The organism is Phenylobacterium haematophilum (assembly GCF_014196295.1).
Classification (GTDB): Bacteria; Pseudomonadota; Alphaproteobacteria; order Caulobacterales; family Caulobacteraceae; genus Phenylobacterium; species Phenylobacterium haematophilum.
Window position 1 is genome coordinate 26658 of record NZ_JACIDK010000006.1, and the last position, 19811, is coordinate 46468.

Genomic DNA, 19811 nt, shown 5'->3' on the forward strand with positions numbered 1-19811 from the left:
CGTCACGTCGAGACCTGGGGCCGCCGGTTACACAACACGCTTCACTTCCTTATAGGCTCCGGAAGTTTCGAGCGTGATGGTCACGGTCTCTCCTGTGCGGTTGCGCCAGAACCAGCCGTGACTGCCGGTAAAGGCAGCCGCGAGTTCACCTTCCTCGCGCTGTGACGAGCCCTTGCCGTAGCCGTGATAATTGACGCCGGGCCGGTCAGCGTGAGTGTCGAAGTTGACCCTGCCGCCGCTGCTCGACCAAACGAAGCGGACGCGCGCGCCCTCGACCATCACGAGTTTGATCTCCGCCGCGGCGTCGGGCTCAAGGGTGATGACCGTCCGGTCCGACCGTTCGCCCTGCGCAGCGGCGGCCGGTGTCTCGGCCGGAATGGAAGCGGCGGCCGGAACGGGAGCGGCGGCGGCGGCCGGAGGTGACGCTGAACTAGCAGCGGCGTCGGCTCGCGCATCTGCCGCCGACTCGGCGGCAAGTTGTCGTTTGATGCGCCCCATCTCGGTGAGGCCGAGCACCGACCCCACCCTGGTGGGGTCGACCCCGTACTCCGCAGGCAGGACGACAGTGGCGAGGAGGAGCCCCGCAACGCCAGCGGCGAGCGCGGTCGAGCGGAGGAGCTTGCCTGTCGTGGGCAACTCGGAGAGACGGGGCTTGTTGGCGTTGTGCATGAGGGATCTCCCGTCAGATGACGAAGAAGCCGACGAGCTGGTAGCCCGTCAGGATGAAGCCGAGGCTCATGAGGACGACGTTGGCGAGGTAGGCGTGCTTCCAGAAGCCGTCAGTGCGTCGCCAGAAGCCCATCGCAATGAGGATGGCGCCGAGCGCCAGCAGCTGGCCCAGCTCGACGCCGATGTTGAACCCGATGAGGTTCCAGACGAGGCCGTCGGGAGAAAGCTGAAAGTCCTGAAGCTTGGTCGCCAGGCCGAAGCCGTGGAACAGGCCGAAGATCAGGGTCGCGGCCTTGGTGTTGGGCTGCACGCCGAACCAGCGCTGGAACGCGCCCAGGTTGTCGAGCGCCTTGTAGACGACGGACAGGCCGATGATCGCGTCGATCAGGTAGCTGGAGACGCTGACGCCGGTGAGCACGCCCAGCAGCAGGGTTGTTGAGTGACCCACTGCGAACATGGTCACGTAGATGCCGATGTCCTTCATCCGGTAGAGGAAGAAGATCACCCCAAAGAGAAAGAGCAGGTGGTCGTAGCCGGTGATCATGTGCTTGGCCCCCAGGTAGACGAACGGCAGGAAGACCACGCCGCTCGTCTCCTGGATGTAGCCCTTGTCGCCGTCGGCGACCCCATGGGCCAGGGCCTGCGACAGCGCGCCGTCGACCAGTAGCAGGAGCAACGCGAGAAGAAGGATGGCAGATCGCCATCTGAGCAGGATGCTTGCTTGAAGCATGGAGCGAACCTCGAAGGCGTGACATGCAGGGGGTGGGCGGCCGCTCCCGACAAGCGACCGCCCAGACGGTGTGAGGGGGGTGGTCACACCGCCTTTCGGCTGGCGCGGAATGGCAGATGGTCGAGCCAGGCCGGCCTCGGCCAATCGCTCCCACGCTCGCGGCCGTGCACAAGGCTATAGAGAGCAGGCAGCACCAGCAGGGTCAGCAGGGTCGACGAAATGATCCCGCCGATCACCACGGTGGCCAGCGGCCGCTGCACCTCTGCGCCCGCCCCGACGTTGAGCGCCATGGGGACGAAGCCGAGGCTCGCCACCAAGGCGGTCATCAGCACCGGGCGCAGGCGTGTCAGGGCGCCTTCGCGGATGGCGTCCTGCACAGGCTTGCCTTCCTCGATGAGGCCGCGAATGAAGCTGACCATCACCACGCCGTTCAGGACTGCAACACCGGACAGAGCGATGAAGCCCACCCCTGCGGAGATGGACATCGGCAATCCCCGAAGCAGCAAGGCCGCAACGCCGCCGGTGAGCGCCAGCGGCACGCCGGAGAAGACGATTGCGCTGTCGCGCCAGGACCGGAAAAGCGCAAACAGCAGGGCGAAGATGAGCGCGAGAACCGCCGGCACGACAAGTTGCAGCCGCTTGGCCGCCGAGATCAGCTGTTCGAAGGTGCCGCCGTAAGTGACCCAGTAGCCGGCCGGCAGCTGGACCTCGCTCTCGACGCGCTGACGGACGTCACCGATGAAGGAGCCGAGATCCCGGCCCCGCACGTTCGACGTCACCACGATCCGCCGCTTGCCGTTCTCGCGGCTGATCTGGTTGGGACCTTTCTCGAGGCTGATCGACGCGATCTCGCTCAGCGGAACGAACCCGCGGGGCTGACCATCCACGGCTGGCAGCGGCACCTGGATGCGTCCGATGGCATCGGTGTTGGAGCGCAGGTCCTCTGGCATGCGCACGACGATGTTGAACCGCCGATCGCCTTCGAAGATCTGTCCCGCGATCGAGCCGCCCATCGATGTGGCGATCACCTGCTGGACGTCGTCGATGCTGATACCGAGCCGCGCAATCGCCTGCCGATCAGGACGAATCTGCAGAACGGGCAGGCCCGTAACCTGTTCGGACTGCGCTCCGGCGGTGCCCGGAACTCCGCCAACGATCTCCTCGATCTCCGAGCCGAGACGAACGAGTTCGTCAAGGTCGTCACCGAACACCTTGATGGCGACGTCCGCCCGCACCCCGGAGAGGAGTTCGTTGAAGCGCATCTGGATCGGCTGGGTGAACTCGTACTTGTTGCCCGGGACCTTGCTGACGGCCTCCTCCATTTCACGGACGAGCTGATCCCTGGGCTTGCGCGGGTCTGGCCAGTCCTTGCGGTCCTTCAGGAGGATGAACGTGTCCGCAACTGAGGGCGGCACGGGATCGGTAGCCACAGCGGACGTGCCGATCTTCGCCACAACGCGTTCAACCTCCGGGAAGCGCGACAGCCGCGCTTCCAGAGCGGTTTGCATCTGGATGGCCTGGCTGAGACTCGTTCCTGGAATACGCAGCGCGTGCATGGCGATGTCCCCCTCGTCGAGGTTGGGGACAAACTCCGAGCCCATGCGCGAAGCGCCGAACGCCGCAAGAGCGACAAGCGCCACCGCGCCTGCGATCATGACGCCGCGCGCGCGCAATGCAAAGTCCAGGGCCGGCTGGTAGGCGATCCTCGACCAGCGCATCAGCGGGCTGTCCTTCTCCTGAACCTTACCGGTGACAAACATGGCCACCGCCGCCGGCACGAAGGTCAGGGAGAGGATGAGCGCCCCGGTGAGCGCGATCACCACGGTGATCGCCATCGGATGGAAGGTCTTCCCCTCCACCCCGCTCAGGGCAAAGATCGGCACATAGACCAGGGTGATGATCAGGACGCCGAACAGCGAAGGCCGGATCACCTCGCTGGAGGCCGCGGCCGCCAGAGAGAAGCGCTCGTCGCGCGTCAGCAGTCGTCCTTGCTGGTGCTGAGCTTCTGCAAAGCGGCGCAGACAGTTCTCGACGATAATGACCGCGCCATCGACGATCAGCCCGAAGTCCAGCGCTCCCAGGCTCATCAGGTTGCCTGAAACGCCCGTTCGAACCATGCCGGTGATCGTCATCAGCATGGTGATCGGGATGACGGCCGCCGTGATCAACGCCGCGCGGACGTTGCCGAGCAGGAGGAACAGCACGACGATGACGAGGAGAGCGCCTTCGACGAGGTTCTTCTCGACCGTCCCGATCGCCCGTTCCACCAGGTCCGTTCGATCGTACACTGGGGACGCGACCACGCCCTTCGGGAGCGCTCGCGCAGCTTCCTCAAGGCTCGCCGCCGCGGCCTTCGCGACGACACGGCTATTCTCACCGGCGAGCATCAGCACCGTCGCCAGAACGGTCTCTTTGCCGTTCTCCGTCGCCGCGCCAGTCCGTAGCTCCTCACCCATGCCCACATCGGCGACTTCGGCGATCCGGATAGGGACGCCGCCACGAGTGGCGATCACGATCGCCGAGAGGTCCTCCTTGGTGGAAGCCTGCCCCGGCACACGGATGAGGTATTGTTCGCCATAGCGCTCGACGTAGCCTGCGCCGACATTGGCGTTGTTGCGCTCAAGCGCATCGACGACGTCTGTCATGGTGACGCCGTACGCGGCTAGACGCTCGGGCCACGGCGTCACGTGATATTGCCGCTCGAAGCCGCCGATGGTGTTCACCTCGGTGACGCCCGGCGTGTTGCGCAGCTGGGGGCGGATGACCCAGTCCTGCAGCGTCCGAAGGTCCTCCGGCGTATAGGCCGTGCCGTCTGGCTTCCGCGCACCCGGCTTGGCTTCGATGGTGTACATGAAGATCTCACCGAGGCCGGTGGCGATCGGACCGAGTTCGGGCGACAAGCCGGACGGCAGTTGGCTGAGAGCGGTCTGCAGCCGCTCGTTCACCAGCTGGCGCGCGCGGTAGATGTCTGTCCCGTCTTCGAACACAACGGTGACCTGCGATAGTCCGTAGCGTGAGACGGACCGCGTATACTGCAAGCCAGGTACGCCGGCGATTGCGGTCTCCACTGGGAAGGTGATGCGCTGCTCCGCCTCGAGCGGCGAATAGCCGGGCGCCTCTGTATTGATCTGGATTTGGACGTTGGTGATGTCGGGGGTGGCGTCGATCGGCAGGCGCTGGAAACTCCAGACACCGACGGCCGACGCGATGAGGGCGAGCGCCAAGACGACCCAGCGGTAGCGAATCGAGAGCGCGATGATGCGTTCAAGCATGGGTATGCGCTCCTAGTGGTCGTGGCTCGCGCCGGACTTCTCGATGTCCGCGCGGATCAGGAAGGCGCCGTCGACGACATACTCGGTTCCTCGCTCCAGGCCGCCGAGCACCTCGGTCCATTCGGGGGTGCGGCGGCCGATCTCCAGCATCCGCACCTCGTAGGTGTTTCCGACCTTGGCGTAGACCACCTCGAAGTCGCGGAACGGCTGAATGGCCTTTGTCCGAACCGCAAGCGGCGCGGCGGTCGCGCCGACCTGCACCGTTCCCTTCACGCCCAGACCGGGTCGCCAGACGTCGCCCGGCCCAGTGATCGGCACATGGGCGACGAGGGTCTGGTTGGCCAGATCAGCCGTCGGGAGGATCGCTTCAATGCGGCCGATCAAGCGGTGATCGCCGGCAAGACTGGCGACCTCTACGGGCTGCCCCACGCGCACGCGCTCCGCATCCCGTGGGTAGAGGAAGAACTCGGCATGTAGGCGCGTGGGATCAGCCACGACGAGCATGGCTTCCGAGCCGGTGACGCCGCCGACTGTCACATTCTTCTCGACGATCACGCCTGAGATCGGCGCCACAACCGAGTAGGTTTGCAGGCTGTCGCTTGATTCAACCCGCGCCAGCACTTGGCCGCGCCGGACCCGCTGCCCGAGCTCAGCGTTCATCGAGACGACGCGCCCCGGATAGCGCGCGATCACATCGCTGCGCCCCTCCGGCGTAATCTCGATGCGACCATTGAGAGGCAGTGACTCGCCGATCTGGCCTGGGCCCGCGCGTTCCGTCGTCACACCGCCGGCGCGCGCAGCGTCCGCGGTGATAGTCGTGCGTCCCTCATATGAGGCATAGGTCCACTTGTGCTGCTGGCCGCCTTGGGTCGCTGCCACGCTGACGTCGAACGAGTGCGGCTCGCGGACGATCGCCGGGCTCGTCAAATAGTCCGCCTCAGGCGTGAAGGTGAACCGGTCCACCTTTGGACCAAGGCGGGTGAGTGCGATGCTCGCCTGTACCTGCTTTGGGTCGACTGGTTTGTCCTTGAGATAAGGATACAGCCGGAAGAGCGGCGCAGGTCCTTCTTCATACAAGGTGATCTCGAGGGCGAAATCACCGCTCCGCAGCAAGCGGCCGTTGTGCGGTCCGCGCTCGTAATCGGCGGCGGCGGCCTCAGCCTTCTCCGCCTCCGGGGCTTTGCTGGCGGACTGGCCACAAGCGGCAAGCGCTGTGGCGAGAAGGAGGACGGCGGACAGGCGCGTGCGCCGCCGGATCAGGGTGGCGTGCATCAGCGACGCTCCGCATTGAGGTTGGAGGAAGCGAGCGCCGCATGGCGCCCAGTAAGACGGTCGAGCGCCGCCTGATCGATATGAAACTGCCGCAAGACGGCGACCCGGCGGGCTCGCGCATCGGCTAGCGCCCGCTCGGCGTCGGCCACGTTGATGTATTGGAAACCGCCCCGATTGAAGCCTTCGCGGACCTGCTCGACAGCCCGAATGGCGCTCGGAATAACCTCCGCCCGCAGCCGCTCGGACTCCGTGGCGGATGCGACCAGACGCGCCGTCAAGCGAGCAATCTCGCGCTCGCGCACAATCCGCTCTGTCGCAAGGTCTGCTTCGGCCGCATTCCGCTCGGAAAGAGCGCGTTCGACCCCAGCTTTGTTGGTGTCGTACAGCCGCAGCGGGATCGTGCCGCCAACGACAAAGGCCACGTCTCGTCCATCGCCGAAATAGCGGACGCCCGCTCGCACGGTCGGATCCACGACCGCGCGGGACTGCTCGATCCTTATGTTGGCGGAGGCGACATCGCGCTCGCCCTCCAGTAAGGCGAGATCGGCTGCGGCGACGGGCCCGGGAATCCCCGGCGGCGCCACGGAGAAGAAGGTTTCCAAGTTGAGCGTGAAGTTCGCCGAGCCGCCCCAGAACCGGGCCAGCACCGCGCGCGCGTTCTCCGTCGCGGCCTGCGCCTGATCCCGCTCCACCTGGGCCTGCGCCGCGGTGGATTCGGCGCGCGACCCGGCGAAGAGCGGGTCACGGGCGGCGCGCACGCGGCGATCGACGTCGGTTTGGGCGCTGCGCGCGGCGATGAGCCGGGCTTCTGCAATCAGCAAGTCCGCTTCTGCGGCGAGCGCCTCGGCATACGCCAGCTGGACATCTCGAAGCAGATCTAGGCGACGAACATCACGGCGCCGGCGGGCCACCTCGGCGTTTGCGCGGGCGAGACCCACGCGCGCCTCGCGCTTGCCGCCTCGCTCGAGGACTTGCTGATAGCTAAGGGTGGTCTGGCTGCCACTGAGCATCGAGTAGGGGCCGCTCCCAGCGACGTTCTCCGTTTCCAGCCCGAGCGCCGGGTTTGGCTTGACGCCGGCCTGGCGGATGTTCGCCTCCGCCGCGGTGAGGCGCGCCTCCCAGCCAGACACCGCGGGATCCGCGGCGCTGGCTAGGGAAAGCGCCGCGGCAAGGTCCAGGTTTGGTCCGGCCGTAGCCGATGAAGATGGCTGTGCGAACGCCGAGGATTCGCCCGTCAAGGACAGCACTAGACTCGCGGCGAACGCGAAGCCCGGCCGCGCAAATGCGCGACCCACACGAAATTTGGACATGAGATTTCTCGAAGGTGTTGATCAGGCGCGCGGCCGGATCACCGCGCTGCTTAGGCTGCGTGGCTTCGAGGTTTCGGAGGCCGTTTCAGGCCAAACGTCAGGGATTGTGGCGCGCCGTCGTTCGCTTGGGCGAACACGGCTGCAGATCGCATCTGTACGACCGGCTCGAGCGTCGCTGTCGCGACGTGGGCCACCTGCGGACCCTCCGCGTGGTGGTGGTGCGACCCGGGGTCATGGTCACCAGAGCGGCCGTCTTCGCGATCTTGATCGACGCGATCATGATCCAAGCCGTGATCGTCCGACGCCGTTGCGAACTCAGAGGCGGGCGCTGGATGGTCAATCGACAATCCGTGCTGAATATCGTTGATCATCGACTGCGACCGTTGCACGGCGACGACTGCGCTAAGTGCCATCAAAATGATGACTAGCGCATTCCGCACGGACACTAGGCGCGTTGACGATAGCACGGAGCCCCCCGATCAAAGCCACCTAGCCGAGCGCGTCATGAATTGCAAGGTGACCTTACGCCGCGAATCCGGTTGGCGCGCCTCTATCGGGTGAGCGAAACGACCGTAACCGCATCGTCGGCGCCACACGGACGACTGCTCAGGTCGCCCAATGAAGCTCGCACCTGCCCCTCGCGGTCCGAAAGCCGTCCCACGCGGCGTCTGGGCCATCGGTTTCGTGTCGATGTTCATGGATATCTATCAGGCTCGCAGATCGCCTTACCCCCGGTATTGGGCGCCGGCTTGCTGACACACCCTTTGGCAGGCCGCGGCCAGCTGCGCCGGCACGATCGGCTTGGGTACCACGGGAAATAGCGCCTGCCCGCTCCGCATGTCTGAATTCGCGGTCACGAACACCACGGGAATGTCACCCATCTCCGCCAGGATCGCGTTGACCGCCTCAAGACCGGTGCCATCGACGATCCGCAGATCCGCGGTGATCAGATCGGGGCGATGGCCTTTCGCGCAATGCAGAGCCTGAAGCGGTGATGTCGCCCAATCGAAGCTCTGAAAACCATGTTCACTCAGCAGGGCTTCGATCTCAATCGAGATGAGAGCCTCGTCCTCGATGATCAAGACATGACGTCCGAGCGCCCCGCCCACGGCGTGATACTCCCTGGTGCTTCTTCGCTTGCGCCCAGAAGGATGAATCAATTGTGGAATCGCCGCCAGCGACTTCGCGACCGCGATCACCGAATTACGGGGCAAGCGTCGAGTGCCTGGTTTCCAGCTTCAGGAGCCCTGAGGGCCAGGTCTCACTGGTCCGACTTTGGTAAATCCTCTGTCGTCAGGAAGTCTGCTGGATTGACACCCATGGCGTCTGCGAGCCGCGCCAGGATGGCGACGGTCGGACTGCTGGTCCCTCGCTCGATACGCCCCAAGTGCCGCATGGCCAGGCCAGCCTCTCCGGCAAGATCCTCCTGGGTCAACTTGCGCGCTAACCTGAGACGCCGCACGTTGCGCCCGACGACCCTATTCCAATCCATGCACGATGGATTTAACGGTGCGTCGACAACTTCTAGGACATATATGTCCTATCGCTGGAGTGTGGGTTGGTTTTGGCCCCGAGGAGGCTTCACATGGGCTCAGAGCCAGCCCACGTCGATATCCATGTCGGCAATCGCCTTCGGTTGAGGCGCCGGCAGCTCGGCATGAGCCAGGAACGCTTGGCCTGCGGCCTCGGCCTGACATTCCAGCAAGTCCAAAAGTACGAACGCGGGGCGAACCGCATCAGCGCTTCAAAACTTTATGAGGCCGCCCGATGCCTGGAGGTGCCGGTCAGTCATTTCTTCGAAGGTCTGGCGGATCCAGCGTCGCCCGATGGCGACGCCTATGCGAAGACCTGGAGTGGAGTGGTCGAGGAACTCCTCGCGGAACCCAACGGCATGGCGCTGGCCGAGGCATTCTTGAGCATCCGAAGGCGTAGTGTCCGAAAGAGTCTCGCCGACCTAGCCCGTAAAATCGCCGCCAATGATGACCCGTCACCCAATCCCAAAGGCCGGTCAAAGGCCGAGTGAGCAAGTGAAGTTCCTCGCAGAGACCTGCTCCTAGCGCGCCCCCTGCTCGGGCGGCGTGATGACTTGCAAGTGACCCACAACACCGTCATCCGCACCCTGCCTTCGCAGAGGGCAACTTGTCTTTCATCGGGGTCACGCGGGTCTCCTCGACTCGAGCGCCATGAGGGTCAAACAAGATCCTACCCGCGCCGACATATGGCGCATTGGTAGGAGTCATCAGCCTTTTCGGCGGTTATCGAGGAGCTCCATCCCCATCGTGGGCGGGAAGAGTTACGAACGCAGATTTGTACCGCCAGCCAGGCCGCTCTTGACGTCTTGCGCAGCAGCAGGAAGTTCTTTCCTCGCCCGCGGGTTCAAGACCCCCGACGCCGCAAGCCGCCTTCTAGCTGCGGACATGGGTCCCCGGCGGCGACAGCGCGGCGCGAAGCCCCAAGGCCAGACCCAGCGCGATCATCGGCGCCGACAGCATCATTCCCATGGTCAGGCCTAGGGGGAAGGTCGGCATGGTCAGGTCTGGGTTGCGCACCGTCTCCAGCGCGATCCGCGACGCGCCGTAGACGACCAGGAAGGCACCGCTGACCACGCCGCGCCGACGCAGCCAGCCGCGTCCGCGCACACCCCAAAGCAGAATGAGGAACAAGATCACGCCTTCCAGCGCCGCCTCATAGAGCTGGCTGGGATGGCGCGGCGTTTGCCCGGCCGGGCAAACGCCGCCGGCCGCCTCCGCGAGCCTCTGCGTGCAGAAGACCACGCCCCAAGGGACGTCGGTCACGCGACCCCAGAGCTCGCCGTTCACGAAGTTGGCCAGTCGCCCGAAGAAAAGCCCAATCGGCACGCTGGGCGCCACGAGATCGCCAAGGGCGACCAGACTTACGCTATGGCGCCGTGCGAAGAGGGCCATCGCGATGACCACACCGATGAGGCCGCCGTGGAAGGACATGCCGCCTTCCCAGACCTTCAAAACCTGTAGCGGATCACGCCAGAGCACCGCAGTGTCGTAAAAGGCTACATAGCCCAGCCGTCCGCCAAGAATGATGCCCACGGTAAGCCAAAGCACCAGATCGTCAAGCGCAGACGGCGCCAAGGGTGGGCCTGGCCGAGCCCATAGTTGGGGTGAACGGATCAAGCTTGCTGTGTAGCGCCACCCCAACAGGATGCCAGCGACATAGGCGAGCGCGTACCAGCGGATCGCCAGGGAACCTAATTGAAGCGCGACAGGATCGAAGTTTGGAAAGACCACGACGTGCTCTATCAGGGCATGGCCTGCGGGCCGAACCGATTTTCAGGTGAGCGTCTCGGCGATGCCAGGCCCATGGGCGAGGGATATCGAAGGGGCGCGCCTGCGGCGACGGCAGAAAGGTCATCGTGGCGACCGTCGCACAAGCAGAAGCGCCGCGAACGAGCGGTCGTCTTAACGCCCGCAGTGTCCGGCTCCCCTGAAACTTGGGAACGGCGCGCTGCTTCGAGCGTAGTCGGCGGCGCCCGCGCCGCCGACGATTGCCAATCCTAAAGCCTGACAGGTTCCAGGAAATAGGTTTCCCCCTCACGGCGGACGAGCCGGCTGACCTCCCTTACCCGCCGGCCATTCGGCGCTCGCTCGATGAAGATCACCACATTGATCGCCTGGGTGATGGCCCGATACGGTATTCGCGGTGTCGCCTCGCCGATCAGGTCCTCGAGCCGCGTCAGCCCTTCCCGGGCGCTGTTGGCGTGAATCGTGGCGAGCCCGCCAGGATGGCCCGTGTTCCAGGCTTTCAGCAGATCCAGGGCGGAGCCGTCGCGCACCTCGCCGATGATGATACGATCCGGCCGCAGCCGCAGCGTGTCCCTGACCAGATCGGTCATGGTCACTACAGGCTCGGTGCGTTTGGTCAGCATCTGCACCTTGTCCTCGGCCGAGCACTGTAGCTCGGCCGTGTCCTCGATCAGCACCACCCGGTCCGTGGCGAACGCAGGCTCGGCGAGAATGGCGTTGGCAAGGGTGGTCTTGCCCGACCCCGTACCGCCGACGATCAGCATGTTGTCGCGATTGACGGCGGCCGCGCGGATCGCCGCAGCTTGACTGGCCGTCATGATCGCCTGCTCGACATAGTCATCGAGCGTAAACACCACTTCGGGGCGCTTGCGGATGGCGAAGGCTGGGCTCGGCACGATCGGCATGAAGGCGCCCTGGAACCGCTCGCCGGTCTCCGGCAGGGTCGCGCTGACCCGCGGCCGGTCGCGGGTCACCACCTCGCCCACGTGGTCTGCCAGGAGCCGCAGGATCCGATCGGCGTCGGCGCTGGCCAGGCTCTGGCCGGTGTAGGAACGCCCCTCCCCTATTCTGTCGACCCAGATCTTTCCGTCGGGATTGACCATCACCTCCACCACCATCCGGTCGGCGAGCGCGGCGGCGATCACCGGCCCCATGGCCTGCTTCAGGGCCGCGACCTTGCGGTCCTGAGCGATCGGATGCGAAACGGCCATGGGAACTCCAGGTTAGGCAGGGGCTAGGCGGCGCCGGGCAGGCTGTCGTCTTCGTTGGGCCGCAGGTTTTCGATCGACTGCGGCGCCATGTATTCGTCGGCGTCGATCGCCTCCGGCGGGGCGGCGTTGGCCGGCGAGGCGATCGGCGTGATCGCCTGATGCGGCGCGGGCGCGGCCTTCACCGGCCTGACCCCCTTCCAGTCGATCGTCGCCGTGCCAGGCAAGTCCGCCTGACCGCGCGCCTGGCGGACCTTGGCCGGCACGCCATGGAAATAGTCGCCGGTTCGGTCCTGGAAGAAGGGCTCCTCGTAGTAGCGGATCTTGTCGGCGAGGATCGGCTTGCAGTTGTTGACGAACAGGAACTGTTTGCGGTCGTCGAGGCCGCGGACGTCCTCCTCGGAGAGGATGTAGCGCTGCTGCTCCGACTGGGACGTCGAGCGATGCGCCCGGCCGAACAGCGTGCGCGGATCGCTGAAGCTCTCGCGCATTTCCAGCGCCTTGCCGGCGCGTCGCACCACCTTCTCGATACTGGTCGGCTCCGACGTCGCGAAGGCCGCCGTGATATGCATGTTGTCGAACAAGGGCGTGCGATCGCCGTACTTCGAGAACACGTCGTTGAAGCTCTGGCAGATCAGGTGGGCGGTGATGCCGTAGCCGGCCATCTCGCCCATGGCGTTCTCTAGGAACGGCAGGCTGCCGAGCTTGGGGAACTCGTCGAGCATCAGCAGCAGGCGGTGCCGCTTGGCGCGGCCGCGGCTATCGACGTGTTCGCTCTCCATCAGGCTGTTGATCGTCTGGCGCGTGAACACCCGCACCAGGAACGCCAGCCGGTCGGCGTGGGCCTGTGGGGTGATCATGTAGAAGCTCACCGGCGCCGTCGAACACACCAGGTCGCCGATCGAGAAGTCCGACCAGCTGGTGGCGTATTCGACCAGAGGATCGGCCCAGAGCGACAGTGACGCCCGGCAGGTGGCCAGCACGCTCGACTTCACCCGCTCGTCGAGATTGGCCAGCGCCGTGGCGCCCAGCAGCACCTCCGGATGCACCTCGGCGATCGGCTCCCCATCCGCGCCGCGCGCCGTGCCGCCCGGCGCGTGGTAGTCCGGGCGATGGCGATGCAACGTGTGCTGCATGGCGTGCAGGGTCGGCTCGATATTGATCAGCAGCCGCCGCACCTGGGCCAGGTTCTTGCGCTCGTCCGGCTCGCTGTAGAGCACATGCAGGATCACCGCGGTGAAGAAGTCCGTGGCGCTCTGGTCCCAAAAGTTCAGATCGCCGGCCTTGCGCCCCAGCGGGTCGACCAGGATCCCGACCACGTTCTGGATGTCGGCGATCTCCATCGGCCCCTTGCGGACCTCGAACAGCGGGTTCCAACGCACGGTGTTGGGGTCGGTCGGCGCGAAGTAGAAGACGTGGCTGAAGGTCTTCCGATGGTCGGCCGTAATGTGCCAGAGCTCGCCTTTGCGGTCGTAGATGAAGGCGCTTTCCGGCCAAGACACCAGCGTCGGGACGACGTGCCCGGCCCCCTTCCCACTACGCGAGGCGCCGACGATGATGGCGTGCTCGATGCCGCGATAGGCGAGGTAGCGATCACCGAACCGGCCCAGCACGCGGCCGCTGAGCTGCTTGCCGCTCTGGATCAGCTTGGCCCGCTCGACGTCGATCATTGTCGCCCACGCCCCCTTGCCGAACTTCGGCGGCGAGCGGCGCAGGCGGCGACTCAAACCGATGGCCGCCATCGCCGGGATGAACAGGATCGCGAGCGGCAGGAAAGCCGCCATTTCGAAGGCGTCGGGATAGGTCCGGGCATAGTGGCCGTACCAGCCGATGAAGGCCCACGGCGGATAGATCCGCACCGCCCCGACGTCGACGAAACCCGCGCCGAACTCGCGCGGATAGTGGAAGACATGGGCGACATATTGCGTCGAGAGCGCCCCGGCCAGCAGCAGCAGGACCGCGGTCAGCGGAAGCAGGATGCGCGCCTTCTGGGTCTTGGTCATGCCGCTCGCTCCTTTACCGCCCGGGGAACAGGTTGCGGCCGATCGAGCGCCCCTGCCCTCGGTTCAGCCGCTCCACCGCTAGCTGCCGCGCCTGGGCCGGATAAGCCTGGATCGCCGCCCGCGCGGGCGCGCCGACGTCGCGCACGAACCGCGTCGCATCGGGCGAGGTGCGCGGCACACTCAACGCCGCCTGACCGAGCTCATGGGCCACCCGCAGGTCGTTATAGGTGCGCGTCGCGCTGACGATCCGCTTGTCCATCCGCTTGATCTTGCGCTCCAGGGTCCGGCGCTGGCGGGCCACCTCGGCGGCGGCCGTAACGCCGGGCTGACGTCGCGCCGCGATGAACGCCTGGCCGGCCTCCGAACGTGCCCAGGCCTGCCGGACTTGCAGGGCGGCATCGTGCCGCCGGACCTCCGCCCGGGCCCGCGCCAGGGCGTTCAGTTCGGCATGTTTCGCCCAGATCATCCGCGCCGGATTGCGCACCCACTGGACCAGATTCAGGCGCTTCTCGCGGGCTTTTTTGACCCGCTGCTCGGTGTGCTGCAGACGCGCCCGCGCGCTCTTCAAAGCGACCGCCGCCTCCGCCGTCAGCTCGCGTTCGACCTGCCGTTCGGTCAGCACCTTGGGGGCCGCCAAGGCGTCGCGATCACGCACCCATTGATCGCGCTGGGCCACCAGATCGTCGCGGACTTTCGCGGCGTCGGCGACGAGCTTCGGCACCGGCACAAGGATGATCGGCTCGCGTGCGGCGAGCTTGTCGATGGTCTCCTCCAGCGCCACATGGACCTCCCGAACCTTCCGGTTGCGGGCGCGCACATCGCGATTCTGCTCGCCCCGATCGGATGCGATGTTCTTGCGCTCCAGCGCCGTCGCCGTTGGGCCCATATGCACCGTCGGCGTCCGGTCAACGCCGCGCTCGGCCAGGCTCAGATGGGAGACCTGCGGCGCGTCGGGGCCCAGGCGTCGACGTAGGTGTTCGTTCTGGATCTTGGCCCATCCGGCGCGCCATTCGCGGACCTGCTCGGGCGTGCGCCAGCTGCGGTCCTTCAGCCCGAAACCCTTCGGCCCCACCCGCCGTGTCGTCACCAGGATATGGGCGTGGAAATTGCGCTGGTCCCCCTCCTTGCCCGGCCGGTGCATGGCGACGTCGGCGATCATGCCCTTGGCCACCAGGTGCTCCTGCACGAAGGCCCGCACCAGCTCGCGCCGCTGCTCGAAATCGAGCTCGTGCGGCAGGGCCACCAAGAGCTCCCGGGCTGGCACCCCGTCCCGCCGGGTCTCCGCCGCCTCCGCCGCGTTCCACAACCGCTCGCGGTCCTGCAGCGCCGCCGGCGCGGCATCGGGCGCCATGATCTCGGCGTGCTCGATGCCGTCCTTGTTGGCGAAATCGAACTCCATCGCCAGCCGCTCGTCCACCAGCGCCGCGCCCGACCGATAGGCCGCGGCCGCCACGGCCGACCGGCCGGCGGCTCTCTGAATGGTCTGCACCTGGCACAGGAATGACGCCACGCCGCACTCTCTTCGGGCCGGCTTGGCCGGCGGATCGCTAAGGGCCCTGGCCCTTGGCTCAAACCCCAGGCCGTCACCGGCCGCAGCGGGGGTTGAGGGTGTCGGGCGGAGCCTGACCGCATCCGTCGGTGGGCGTAGCCCAACCGATGGGTATATGCGCCATTGTCCACAAACTGCTCTGCCGACCACTATCGACCATCCCGCCGCATTTTGGTAGAGGCAGCCCATCACGTTCTTTTTTTCCACGGATGGTGCGTGTCATGGCGACCGTCGATAAACGCCGCCGCAATGCCCGCCGCTCTAAATACCGGCCCCGCACCGAGGCCCAGAAGCAGCGCCGCAAGGAACTCTGGACCGCCCGCGAAGCCGACCGTAAGGCTGGTCGCCGGCTTTCAGAGGAAGACGCCCTCACCCTACGCCTCGAGGAACTCGAGGCGGCGCTGCGGGACCAGGGCCACGTCGGCATCCACAACCGCCGCCACGTCACGCCGCTCGACGAGATCGACGACGACGTCCAGCGCTTCGCCGTCCTCAAGGCCCGGGTCGAACGTCTTGAGGCGCTCTGGGCGATCAATCAGCGCAAGCGCGAGACCCGCGGCAAGATCATCATCGGCGGCGCGCTTCTGGCCGAAGCGGCCGACTTCGAGGTCGAGGATCGCGACGAGCTCATGGAGCGGCTGGTCGACATCTTGGACCGGCGTGTGGACCGCGTGCGGGACCGCCTGACCGTCCGTGAATTGCTCGGCAATCCGCCCCTCGCCCTGCGGCCTGGCGGCGACCTCGAGGAGGATGCCGAGACCGCGCTGGCCGCCGCAGGCGAACAGCTCCCCGACTTCGACGCCATGGCGCGGTCGGCGCTGGCGGAGAGCGAGGACGAGGCCGCCGAGTGGGACGGGAATGACGCGGCGGAGGCCGAGATGGAAGAAGCCCACAGCGACCCGTCCTAACGCCCGCGATCGCTCTCGCGACCATCCGGCAGGACGAACATCCCCCGCAGCGGATCGGCCGCCGAAGCGGGGGCGCGGGCGGCTTCGGGCGCGGGCTCCACGCGGAGCACCACGGGCCCTGCGAACGGATCGGATCGCGCGTTCGACACCAGCTCAGAGCGGTCCGACGCCCGGTTCTCCCCGACGAAAATGGTCATCGGTGGAGGGCTGGAGGACGGCGCCGCTGTCGCCTGTCGGGCGCCGCCGCCCCCTCCCCCGCTCCGCCGGGCCTCGACATAGAAGCTATGGTCGCCGATGCGCGCCGAGCGGGCCGCGCCCCCGAAATCCGTGAGGCCTGGGGACACCGTGCCGGCGGCCTCGCGCGCGGCGACAACGGACGCATTCTGGAAGAACCGCGCGCCGTTGGTGAGGTCGGGGAGCCGGCCCTCCAGGGCGAGGTTGAGAATGGTGTCGATCCGCGCTCGCTCGGCGTCGGACACCGGCCGCAGGTTGCGCCAGGACCCACCGGCGCGCATCACCGGCTCGAACTGGCCGCGGGCGTTGACCACGGCCTCGACCGTCGCGCCCCAGCGCCCGTCCTGGAGCCGGTTGAGGATCGTGTAGACGACGCCAGCCAGCCCCGAGTCGCCCTGGTTGCCGGCCTCGGCATAGGCGACGCGGGCGATGGCCTCTCGCGCCGTCCCAGAGGCCAAGGCGGCCGCGAGCGGCGCCCCGCCGCGCGCCGGATCGGCCGCCGCAGATCGAGGCGCGCTGAGCGCCACGGCGGGTGGACAGGTGACGCCCGCGGGCAAGGGTTGGGCGGTCGCGCCACGGGCCAACAAGGCGCAGAGACCGGCGAGGGCGGCGGGATCCATCAGCGGGCTCCAGAGGCCGTCTGGGCGGCCGCGAGGGGTCGATAGACCCCGAGCACCCGCTCGCCTCGGATCGGCCCGTAGTAGCGGCTATCGAAGCTGTTGGGGATGCGGTCGGAGTAAACGAAATATTCGGCCGCCTGCAGGCGCCGGCACCCGTTCCATTGCGGCAAGGCGCGGCCGCGCGGATCGCGCGCATAGACGGGGGCGACCGGTCGGCCGTTGATGGCCAGCACGCCGTCCCGCGCGCACACCAGGTCGCCTTCGACCGCGGCGATCTGCTTCAGGATCGGCACGCGCCGCAGATAGGCCATCCGGCCGTCGGCGTAGGGGAAAGCGGCGGCCGGCGCCTGGAAGGCGATGAGGCGGCCGATCGCCGGGCGCGTCAGCGTGCGGGTGTAGATACCCAGCGGCTCACTGTCGGTCCGATTCCACAGCACCCACGGGCCGCCCAGGCTGGCTGCGCCGAGCAGGGCCGTGGCGCCGAGCGCGCCCAGCGCGAATACGGGTGACAGGGGACGCGAGAGCACGAGGGGCATGCGGAATTCCGACCTTCGCCGCGCAAGGACGATCGCCCCTCTGATCGCCCGTCACGACCCTTTTAGGGTATTTTCGCCCGTCGGGCGAGGGGGTCGGCGGCGAAAGCGCTGGCGCGCGGGCCAGGCATCGATATGCCGAGGTTTCATCCGAGCGGCGGCATCGACGAGGCTCGGTTCGATCCCTACGTCGGCGCGCCGTCAGGCGCCTTCGAATCCAGGATCGACCACGGCGGCCGGCAGGATGACATTCCAACCGCGGGCCGGTCGTCCCTCCCCGGCCACAGCGCCCAGGGCGTAACGGGTTTGTCGCGGCGCCAGGGTGCGGATGGCCTCCAGCGCCGCCCCCGGAATCTGAAGACTGGCCCGCCGCTGGGTCAGCCACCAGCCGGCGGCGCCGGCTGCCGTGGCGTTGCCCAGCGCCTTCAAGTGTTGACCGACCTTGTACCCGTCGAGGCGACCGATCAGGGCGAGGCTGTTCATCAGTTCTTCCGCACCGCCCGCCAGGTCGGGCCGGTCGAACAAATCGGCCACCGTGCGTTCCAGCGTCGTAACCGGAACGCTCTGGCCGACCCGGTCGAGGACGGTGACGCTGTCGGGTCCGACCGGGGCGGCGGGCCGGACGAACCGGCAGATGAAGTCCGAGGTTTCGAGCGCGCCGGGTTCGCCGGGCGCGATCGCCTGGACGTCGAAGGCGGCGGTATAGGCGCAGCCATGCGCTTCAAGGGCCGAGTGGTAACCGATCACCGCCTCCGGCCGTAGCCGCGAGGCGACCAGAAGACGGTCGACCCACCAGGTCTTGGGATCGGCGTGCTTGGGGACCGAGGCGTAGACGCCTCGGGCCAACCGCTTGATGTTGCCGGCGCGCATGTGCTGGGCCAGCATCGCGGTCACGGTCTTGTCCTGCGAGCGCCGACCGACGGCGCGCGCATACTCCGCTCGGCGAAACACCGGGATGGCGCTGAAGAAGGGCGCGGAGAGATTGCGGGGCATGGCGCGCAATAGGATCGTTGAAAGCGATAGGTAAAATATCGCTTTCCTTGCATAAGCCAAACAATTCGCCGTCGCGCGGCGACAGAACAGCCCGTTCAGGGCCGGGCTTCACTTCGGCGGATTTTGGCGGGTCACTGATCCCCCGAACCCCGCGTTAACGACTTGCCAACTGGCAAGTTCATTTGCCGGGGCGCAGATCCGAGAGCGCCGCTGCGAAGGCCTTGTGGAAGTCCGCATTGGTGGCGTTGGCGTCCAGGGACAGCTCGATCACGGCCCGCTTCGCGCTCTTGGGAATGAGGCTGAAGAGCCGGGCGCCAGCGTCTGAGGAATGGATCTTCGGGCCCGCCTTCGCTCGCGACGCAGTCGCCTTCCCAGCGCCAGCCGCCTTTAGGCGCTCGATCACCTTCGCCGCCTCGATCACCGGCTCGCCTGCCTTGGCGCGTGCGCCCTGCTCGGCGCTCAACGTCTTGGCGGCCGCCATCACCTTGGGCCGCGCCTGGTCGTCGTTCAGCAGCGGCTTGATGGTGCGGGCGTGGTTCTCGCGGATCTGCCGGATGTCACCGAACGCCTCGACGACCGCAGCCGGCAACTTGGCCAGCTCGAGGAAGCGCGAGAGCCATTGCTCCGACACCTCCATTCGCTCGGCCATCCGGCGCGCGACCCCCCCATAGTAGTCCTCCACCGCAGTTCGATAGTCCAAGGCCCGCTCATAGTCGGAGATGTCGTCCCGCGCCCGGTTCTCGACGTCCGACAGCCGGAAGGCGGCCTCGTCATCGAGGTCACGAACCTCGATCAGGAACTTGATCGGACGGTGCTCCACCGTCCGCAGGAAGCTCACCGACCAATGGCGTCGCGCACCGCAGATGACCTCGAAGTCGATGTTTGGGTCGTCGCTGACTGCCCGGACGATGGCCGGAAACTCCTGCTCGCCCTGCGAGCGGAGACCCTCCAAGAGATCGGCGCAGGACGCCTCGCTGAGCAGGTCGTAGCGACGGTTGTGCCGGCTCCACATGCGGCAGCGCGCCGGATCCACGAGGTGAAGGGTCTTCTCCCTCACATCACCGGAGGTCACGCGCGAGAGGCCGCTCAAGCGCGTGTTGAGGCGATCCGGCGGCCGGGTCGCCGGCGGCGCAGTCGCCTCCTGAACCTTCGGGGTTTCCGTGACCGGCGCACGGTCGCCGACCAGGCCGGACAGGATGCTGCGGTTCTTGTTCGCGGTCGTCGCCATGGTC

Annotated in this window: 17 protein-coding genes and 1 riboswitch; of the genes, 2 read left to right on the plus strand and 15 right to left on the minus strand. The window is 66.8% G+C overall.

Going from position 1 to position 19811, the window contains the following annotated elements; genetic code table 11:
- Positions 1 to 27 precede the first annotated feature (27 nt).
- The 7 genes from GGQ61_RS17585 to GGQ61_RS22745 form a co-directional block, all read right to left on the minus strand.
- The gene (locus GGQ61_RS17585; RefSeq protein WP_183775753.1) at positions 28 to 669 is read right to left on the minus strand and encodes a transmembrane anchor protein; all 642 of its coding nucleotides are present in this window, start codon (positions 667 to 669) and stop codon (positions 28 to 30) included.
- Positions 670 to 682: 13 nt separating this feature from the next.
- Positions 683 to 1399, minus strand: a complete 717-nt coding sequence (locus GGQ61_RS17590) for a HupE/UreJ family protein (RefSeq protein ID WP_183775755.1) — start codon at positions 1397 to 1399, stop codon at positions 683 to 685.
- 83 nt (positions 1400 to 1482) lie between these two features.
- Positions 1483 to 4671, minus strand: a complete 3189-nt coding sequence (locus tag GGQ61_RS17595) for an efflux RND transporter permease subunit (RefSeq protein WP_183775757.1) — start codon at positions 4669 to 4671, stop codon at positions 1483 to 1485.
- 12 nt (positions 4672 to 4683) lie between these two features.
- Positions 4684 to 5943 carry an efflux RND transporter periplasmic adaptor subunit gene (locus tag GGQ61_RS17600; RefSeq protein ID WP_183775759.1) on the minus strand — a complete coding sequence of 420 codons (1260 nt, stop codon included), beginning with the start codon at positions 5941 to 5943 and terminating at the stop codon, positions 4684 to 4686.
- The gene (locus GGQ61_RS17605) at positions 5943 to 7253 is read right to left on the minus strand and encodes a TolC family protein (RefSeq protein ID WP_183775761.1); all 1311 of its coding nucleotides are present in this window, start codon (positions 7251 to 7253) and stop codon (positions 5943 to 5945) included. The genes GGQ61_RS17600 and GGQ61_RS17605 overlap by 1 nt, the downstream gene beginning before the upstream one ends.
- 725 nt (positions 7254 to 7978) lie before the next feature.
- Entirely contained in the window at positions 7979 to 8467 is a 489-nt protein-coding gene (locus GGQ61_RS17610) for a response regulator (protein ID WP_246371044.1), read from the minus strand.
- Positions 8468 to 8514: 47 nt separating this feature from the next.
- Positions 8515 to 8745, minus strand: coding sequence for a helix-turn-helix domain-containing protein (locus tag GGQ61_RS22745; RefSeq protein ID WP_183775763.1), 231 nt, complete (start codon positions 8743 to 8745; stop codon positions 8515 to 8517).
- A 93-nt stretch (positions 8746 to 8838) separates the two neighbouring features.
- Between GGQ61_RS22745 and GGQ61_RS17620 the strand changes: the two genes are divergently transcribed.
- Positions 8839 to 9276, plus strand: a complete 438-nt coding sequence (locus GGQ61_RS17620; RefSeq protein WP_183775765.1) for a helix-turn-helix domain-containing protein — start codon at positions 8839 to 8841, stop codon at positions 9274 to 9276.
- A gap of 200 nt (positions 9277 to 9476) precedes the next feature.
- A riboswitch (Fluoride riboswitch) is annotated at positions 9477 to 9538 on the minus strand.
- A 120-nt stretch (positions 9539 to 9658) separates the two neighbouring features.
- Here the strand turns inward: GGQ61_RS17620 and lgt are convergent.
- The 4 genes from lgt to mobQ all read right to left on the minus strand — a co-directional run bounded on the left by lgt (position 9659) and on the right by mobQ (position 15252).
- On the minus strand, positions 9659 to 10516 hold the full coding sequence (gene lgt / locus GGQ61_RS17625) for a prolipoprotein diacylglyceryl transferase (protein WP_183775766.1): 858 nt from the start codon (positions 10514 to 10516) through the stop codon (positions 9659 to 9661).
- 266 nt (positions 10517 to 10782) lie between these two features.
- On the minus strand, positions 10783 to 11742 hold the full coding sequence (gene trbB / locus GGQ61_RS17630) for a P-type conjugative transfer ATPase TrbB (RefSeq protein ID WP_183775767.1): 960 nt from the start codon (positions 11740 to 11742) through the stop codon (positions 10783 to 10785).
- A gap of 23 nt (positions 11743 to 11765) precedes the next feature.
- A complete protein-coding gene (locus GGQ61_RS17635; RefSeq protein ID WP_183775768.1) occupies positions 11766 to 13742 on the minus strand; it encodes a type IV secretory system conjugative DNA transfer family protein in 1977 nt (658 codons plus the stop codon).
- 13 nt (positions 13743 to 13755) lie between these two features.
- Positions 13756 to 15252: a MobQ family relaxase gene (gene mobQ / locus GGQ61_RS17640; protein WP_183775769.1), complete on the minus strand. Its 1497-nt coding sequence runs from the start codon at positions 15250 to 15252 to the stop codon at positions 13756 to 13758.
- Positions 15253 to 15512: 260 nt separating this feature from the next.
- Here mobQ and GGQ61_RS17645 point away from each other — a divergent pair, with 260 nt between their 5' ends.
- Positions 15513 to 16199, plus strand: a complete 687-nt coding sequence (locus GGQ61_RS17645; protein WP_183775770.1) for a hypothetical protein — start codon at positions 15513 to 15515, stop codon at positions 16197 to 16199.
- On the opposite strand, the gene GGQ61_RS17650 is transcribed toward GGQ61_RS17645, so the two are convergent.
- The 4 genes from GGQ61_RS17650 to GGQ61_RS17665 all read right to left on the minus strand — a co-directional run bounded on the left by GGQ61_RS17650 (position 16196) and on the right by GGQ61_RS17665 (position 19807).
- A complete protein-coding gene (locus tag GGQ61_RS17650; protein WP_183775771.1) occupies positions 16196 to 17053 on the minus strand; it encodes a cell wall hydrolase in 858 nt (285 codons plus the stop codon). The genes GGQ61_RS17645 and GGQ61_RS17650 overlap by 4 nt on opposite strands.
- On the minus strand, positions 17053 to 17589 hold the full coding sequence (locus GGQ61_RS17655) for a S26 family signal peptidase (RefSeq protein WP_183775773.1): 537 nt from the start codon (positions 17587 to 17589) through the stop codon (positions 17053 to 17055). Before GGQ61_RS17655 ends, GGQ61_RS17650 begins: the two co-directional genes overlap by 1 nt.
- 198 nt (positions 17590 to 17787) lie before the next feature.
- A complete protein-coding gene (locus GGQ61_RS17660; RefSeq protein WP_183775775.1) occupies positions 17788 to 18579 on the minus strand; it encodes a type IV toxin-antitoxin system AbiEi family antitoxin domain-containing protein in 792 nt (263 codons plus the stop codon).
- 178 nt (positions 18580 to 18757) lie between these two features.
- The gene (locus tag GGQ61_RS17665) at positions 18758 to 19807 is read right to left on the minus strand and encodes a ParB/RepB/Spo0J family partition protein (RefSeq protein WP_183775777.1); all 1050 of its coding nucleotides are present in this window, start codon (positions 19805 to 19807) and stop codon (positions 18758 to 18760) included.
- Positions 19808 to 19811 lie beyond the last annotated feature (4 nt).